The 5013-nt window shown below is 63.0% G+C and carries 5 protein-coding genes and 2 pseudogenes; 2 read left to right on the top strand and 5 right to left on the bottom strand.

Going from position 1 to position 5013, the window contains the following annotated elements; genetic code table 11:
• The 4 genes and pseudogenes from I5M_RS20485 to I5M_RS20470 all read right to left on the bottom strand — a co-directional run.
• Positions 1-821: pseudogene (locus I5M_RS20485) on the bottom strand (hypothetical protein); the annotation flags it as partial.
• Positions 822-1092: 271 nt separating this feature from the next.
• Positions 1093-1620, bottom strand: coding sequence for an SRPBCC family protein (locus I5M_RS20480; RefSeq protein ID WP_022723102.1), 528 nt, complete (start codon positions 1618-1620; stop codon positions 1093-1095).
• On the bottom strand, positions 1620-2087 hold the full coding sequence (locus I5M_RS20475; protein WP_022723101.1) for an SRPBCC family protein: 468 nt from the start codon (positions 2085-2087) through the stop codon (positions 1620-1622). Before I5M_RS20475 ends, I5M_RS20480 begins: the two co-directional genes overlap by 1 nt.
• Positions 2080-2394, bottom strand: coding sequence for a helix-turn-helix transcriptional regulator (locus tag I5M_RS20470; protein ID WP_022723100.1), 315 nt, complete (start codon positions 2392-2394; stop codon positions 2080-2082). Before I5M_RS20470 ends, I5M_RS20475 begins: the two co-directional genes overlap by 8 nt.
• A gap of 312 nt (positions 2395-2706) precedes the next feature.
• Between I5M_RS20470 and I5M_RS20460 the strand changes: the two genes are divergently transcribed.
• A complete protein-coding gene (locus I5M_RS20460) occupies positions 2707-3324 on the top strand; it encodes a LysE family translocator (RefSeq protein WP_022723098.1) in 618 nt (205 codons plus the stop codon).
• Positions 3325-3586: 262 nt separating this feature from the next.
• Here the strand turns inward: I5M_RS20460 and I5M_RS20455 are convergent, their stop codons facing one another.
• Positions 3587-4381 carry an N-formylglutamate amidohydrolase gene (locus tag I5M_RS20455; protein WP_022723097.1) on the bottom strand — a complete coding sequence of 265 codons (795 nt, stop codon included), beginning with the start codon at positions 4379-4381 and terminating at the stop codon, positions 3587-3589.
• 123 nt (positions 4382-4504) lie between these two features.
• On the opposite strand from I5M_RS20455, the pseudogene I5M_RS30260 reads away from it, so the two are divergent.
• Positions 4505-4922 (top strand): annotated as a pseudogene (locus I5M_RS30260) (gamma-glutamylcyclotransferase).
• The last annotated feature ends 91 nt before the right edge of the window (positions 4923-5013 follow it).

Raw genomic sequence — 5013 nt, 5'->3', positions numbered from 1 at the left:
TGGCCGTACACAATTCGTGGCAAGTTGCCTCGCGTATGTCGCTTCAATCGCGGCATCCACGCCATGTACCGCTTCTTGCCTATGTTCCTGTCTTGATACATGATGCTCTCGAAGAGGTCGTAGACCGTCGTGACGTTAACGCTTTTCCCCGGGCCTGGATGCGCTAATATTTCGAATGCGCTCACCCACAACGCGACGATCCGGCCGACGTCGTACATCGTCGTGTCAACTACGCCCGGCATCTGACAAGCAACTGTCGCCATATTCAATGAACGGAAGAGCGCAATATCCGCGGGGCTCGGCTTTGGCTTGAAGTAGCGGCGCTCCCAGCGCTGCAAAAGCACCTTGAACAAAGCTTCGTCGATATTCTGTTGCTCAAGGTCGTGCGCAAAGATATCCGGTGACGATTGCCCGTGGAACTTATCCACTATGTGCAAGCCCATGCCGCCGATCGTATTTGTCATGAGGTGTCGATAATCTTTGTCGAGCATCCACGGATAGAGGTAAAACGTGTTCGAATACAAAATGCGCGGCATCTGGCTTCGGCGCACTATCATCTGCGCCCGCTGATAGGGGATAACGGAAAGCGCCACTAGATCTCGGAAGCTTGCCAGTGGCTCCAGCTTCAGAGGCTTGGACTTAGGCTTCTTGACGATTAGGACAGACGGTTCGACCCTTGCGCCGAACGCGTCTTTGAATCTCGCAATGAAAGTCCGAAAGGTTGGATACTGGTTCGCAAGGTCAATGATACGTTGGTCGCGTATCGACGCAATTGCCGCTCTCCCGCCGTTTACCGCATCTTTGACACGCAGGTTTGGCATCAGCCATATCGGTGCCCACTCTACCATCGCTGTCGCTCTTAAAATGAGAACCGCGGGCATATATATCATAGGCGGGGGCTGAAGGTTATCGACGCTGTCGGTCTAGAAGCTTTATTCGCATCTCTGTGTCCTTCGGACTCTCGTCGCTATGCTGTACCGCTTGTGCGCTCATGTAAGGTCGCTTATTGGCCGATAGCGTTGGGTGTGTTGGGTGCGCAGAACGGTTGTTAACGGCGTAGAGCAGACTCGATTCTAACAAGGAGTAGACAGCTCAATCTCTCATCCCGGGCATCCTCACCCCCAGCTTCCGCAACGCCTCAATCATCCGCAGTGGCGGCTGCATCGCGATGGCCGGTGCGCGCCCCGTTTCCAGCAGGCTTTTCAGTGACGACAGGATCGCCGGCCAGCCGAGGCGGCCGCCTGAGAGGATGTCGTCGTCGAGGGCGAGTTCGTGGGCTTCGGTCATGGTCAGGCGCACGGTCTCGCCGGCCGGTTCGATCTCGTAGGTCACCAGAGTGCCGCCGAGCGCTTCGATGAGGCCCGGCCAGCCGACATTCCAGGTCATGCTCAGCCGGTGCGGCGGATCCCAGCTGATCACTTCGCCGGAAATATGCGGCGAGCCGTCGGGCGCCGTGACTGTCAAGCGGCCGCCGACGCGCGGCTCGACTTCGACGGCGAAGCTGCAAAAGTACTGTCGGCTGAACTCCGGCGAGGTCAGCGCCTGCCAGACGCGCTCGGCTGATGCGGCGATGTAGATGGTGGTGACCGTCTGCGGCACCCAGCCGGTGACGTCGGCCATCACGCGGCCTCGCAGGAGGTGCGTGCCGACAGATCGGGCGGCAGCGCCTGGCCGGTTTCCAGATAACTTTTCAGGCTCGCCAACACCATCGGCCAGCCGAAGCTGATGCTCGGCAGCGTGGCGCTGCCCTCGGCGAAGTTCTGATGCGTCACAGTCAGCTTGACGATGTCGCCATGCGGTTCGATCAGATAGGAGACGCGCGACGGCTTCTCCTTGCGCATCTCGTCGTCGAACACCGACAGCCAGTCGAACGCCAGCCGGTAGGGCGGCTCGGATTGCGTGACGGTGCATTCGTTCATCACCTTGCCGTCGCGCTCCATCGTCATCTTTGAACCGACCTTCCAGTCAGAGCGCAGCGTGCAGTTCATCCAGTATTGCCGCGTGAACTCGGCGTCGGTGAGGGCCTGCCAGAGTTTTTCGGGCGTGGTGCGGATGTAGGTGACGTAGACGAATTCGGGCTTAGTCATCGCGCTCCTCCAGCTTGCGTTTGAGTTCGCTGAGCGCGGCCATCCGGCCGCGTTCGAACTTCTTGATCCAGCGCTCGCCGATCTGATGGATCGGCACGGGATTGAGATAGTGCAGCTTCTCGCGGCCGTGCTTTACCGTCGCGACCAGATTGGCCGCCTCGAGAATGCTAAGGTGCTTGGTCACGGCCTGCCGCGTCATGGCGAGGCCGTCGCAAAGTTCGCTCAAGCTCTGCCCGTTGCGGGCATGGAGCCGGTCCAGCAGATCGCGCCGCGATGCATCCGCCAGCGCTTTGAAGACGTCGTCCATGGGGTGGATAATAGGCAACCAAATGGTTGCGTGTCAAGCGTTGCTTGGGATGATGAACTTCGCCGCGCTGCGCTGCCCCAGGCACTGCATCCTCATCCTGAGGAGCCCCGGCGGAGCCCGCAGGGCGTAGCCGGGGCGTCTCGAAGGATGGGGCCACGCGGTGCTCGCGGCCCATGGTTCGAGACGGCGCTTCGCGCCTCCTCACCATGAGGTTTCGCTTAGGGCGAGCCCTTTCAAGCACACCCTAACGTGTCGCGCAGTCGTGCCGGCGCTGCTATCGTGCGGTCGTCGAATTACGGACAGGACGGGACGATGTCGCTCCAGCTCTATCTCACCTATGTCGGCGCCTGCATCGTGCTGGCGTTGCTGCCGGGGCCGGTGGTGACGCTGGTGATTGCCAATGGGCTGCGGCACGGCACGCGCGCGGCGCTGCTCAACATCGCCGGCGCGCAGCTCGGGCTCGGCCTCGTCATCGCGCTGGTCGCCGCCGGCCTCACCACGCTGATGGCGACGCTGGGCTACTGGTTCGACTGGGTGCGGCTGATCGGCGCCGCTTATCTGGTGTGGCTCGGCATCGCCCTGATCCGCGCGCCGATCGAAGGCGTCGGCAGCGACACGCCGCCGCCACCGCCGCGTGGCGGCTTCTTTCTGCAGGGGCTGGTGGTGCTGCTGTCGAACCCGAAAGTGATGGTGTTCTTCGGCGCGTTCATTCCGCAGTTCGTCGACATGCAGAAGGATCACGTGCCGCAGGTCGCGCTGCTCGGCGTCACCTTCATGGCGACCGTCGCGGTCACCGACGCGATCTACGCACTGCTCGCCGGCCGCGCCCGCACGCTGTTTTCGGCGCGGCGCACCCGGCTGCTATCGCGCATCTCCGGCGGCTTCATGATCGGCGGCGGCGTCTGGCTGGCGCTGAGCAGGGCGCGGTAGAGTAGTTCTGATTTTGCTCCGACCGCCGCCGTCATCCTGAGGTGCCCGCTGGGCCGCGCTGTGCGCGGCGCTGCGGGCCTCGAAGGATGTGCTGCAAGCCCCGTGGCCGCATCCTTCGAGGCGCGCTACGCGCGCACCTCAGGATGACGACTCAGTATGTGAAAAGCTTCGCCTCGTCATTGCGAGCGAAGCGAAGCAATCCAGCTCCGTGCACTGGGCTGGATTGCTTCGTCGCTGCGCTCCTCGCAATGACGGAGGACTACTACCCCTGCAGCACGCCACGGTCGCGTAGTTGGTCGGTGATCGTGGTCAAGATACGAGCCAGCCGTTCCGCCCACGCCGTCTGCCCCGCTTCGTCGGCGATCTGGTCCTGGCGGATTTCGAGGCCGGAGTTGATCAGGCCGCGGGCGGTGCCGTGGACCGGAATGGTGTAGTCGGTGCCGTCGGTCACCGCATAAGGCTGGTTATCGCCGATGACGAGACCGTCTTCGCGGCGCAGTTCGGCGAGCAGCAGCGGCGGCAGCGTAATGCAGTTCTGATACAGCGTGCCGATGTGCCAGGGCCGCTGCACGCCGTGATACACCGGCGTGAAGGAATGCAGCGACAGCAGCACGGTCGGCGTCCCGGACAGCAGCCGGTCGCTGATCGCCGCCTCGATGCGATGGTGATAGGGATCGAAGATCAGCCGCCGCCGCTCGTCGGCCTCTTCGTGCGTCAGCCCGTCGTTGCCGGGGATCACGGTGGACTCGCTGACCAGCGGGATCGAGCTTTCGGCGATCGGCGGCCGGTTGCAGTCGATCACCAACCGCGAGTAGCGCTGCGCGATCAGCTGGGCGCCGAGCGCGTCCGACAGTCGTTCGGCGACGCCGGCGATGCCGATATCGAAAGCGATGTGGCGGTCGAAGTCGCCGGCCGGCAATCCGAGATCGCCGAGCGGCGGCGGAACCTCGCGGCCGTAGTGATCGCACACCAAGAGCAGCGGCGAGCCGCCGTCGCTGTTGCGCTCGATCACCGGATCTTTGACATCGAGGAGTGATCGAGTGCCCGCGTCGCTCATGCCTGCCTGGTCCGCGCTGCTGTGCCGCCACCCCATCGGTAGCGGATTCGGCCGGGCCGCGTCGAGACGCGGTTGCGCCGATCGGCTATAGCGAGGCAGAAGTTGGTTTTTCGGTGGCGCGCGATGCTCGATCGCTTGTTCGTCTATGGCACCCTGATGCACGGCTATGACCATCCGATGGCGAAGCTGCTGTCGGACGGCGCCGATTATCTCGGGCCGGCGTCGATGCCGGGTCGGTTGTATCTGATCAAACACTATCCCGGCCTGGTCGAAGCGCAGGATCCGGCCGATCGCGTGTTCGGCGATCTGTTCAGGTTGCACCGGCCGCGCGAACTGATCGCGCAGCTCGACGATTACGAAGACTGCGGTGAAGTCTGCGCGCAGCCGGCGCATTATCGCCGCGAAATCCTGCCGGTCGATCTCTCCGGCGAGGCGGTCGAGGTGTACGTCTATATCTACAACTTCGATGTCAGCCGGGCTGCCGCGCATCGCCTCCGGCCGCTTTGCCGACGTGGAGGTGGCAAGGTTCAGGCGCGCCTGAGCTTCGCTCCTGAACCAGTCAGGACCGAAGAGCTCACGGCTTGCGATTTCAGAGGCGAGGGCGTCCGGTTAGCGGCCGAGATGCAGCTCGA

Source organism: Rhodopseudomonas sp. B29 (genome assembly GCF_000333455.1).
In the GTDB taxonomy this organism is placed as follows: Bacteria; Pseudomonadota; Alphaproteobacteria; order Rhizobiales; family Xanthobacteraceae; genus Rhodopseudomonas.
Note: the sequence above shows the minus strand (reverse complement) of the source record. Positions and strands in the feature narration are given on the sequence as shown.

What these genes read in the sequence shown, in the direction of transcription:
- I5M_RS20460 (WP_022723098.1), top strand. Translation starts at nt 2,707, where the DNA reads ATGTCGCTCCAGCTCTATCTCACCTATGTCGGCGCCTGCATCGTGCTG.
- I5M_RS20480 (WP_022723102.1), bottom strand. Translation starts at nt 1,620, where the DNA reads ATGGCCGACGTCACCGGCTGGGTGCCGCAGACGGTCACCACCATCTAC.
- I5M_RS20455 (WP_022723097.1), bottom strand. Translation starts at nt 4,381, where the DNA reads ATGAGCGACGCGGGCACTCGATCACTCCTCGATGTCAAAGATCCGGTG.
- I5M_RS20470 (WP_022723100.1), bottom strand. Translation starts at nt 2,394, where the DNA reads ATGGACGACGTCTTCAAAGCGCTGGCGGATGCATCGCGGCGCGATCTG.
- I5M_RS20475 (WP_022723101.1), bottom strand. Translation starts at nt 2,087, where the DNA reads ATGACTAAGCCCGAATTCGTCTACGTCACCTACATCCGCACCACGCCC.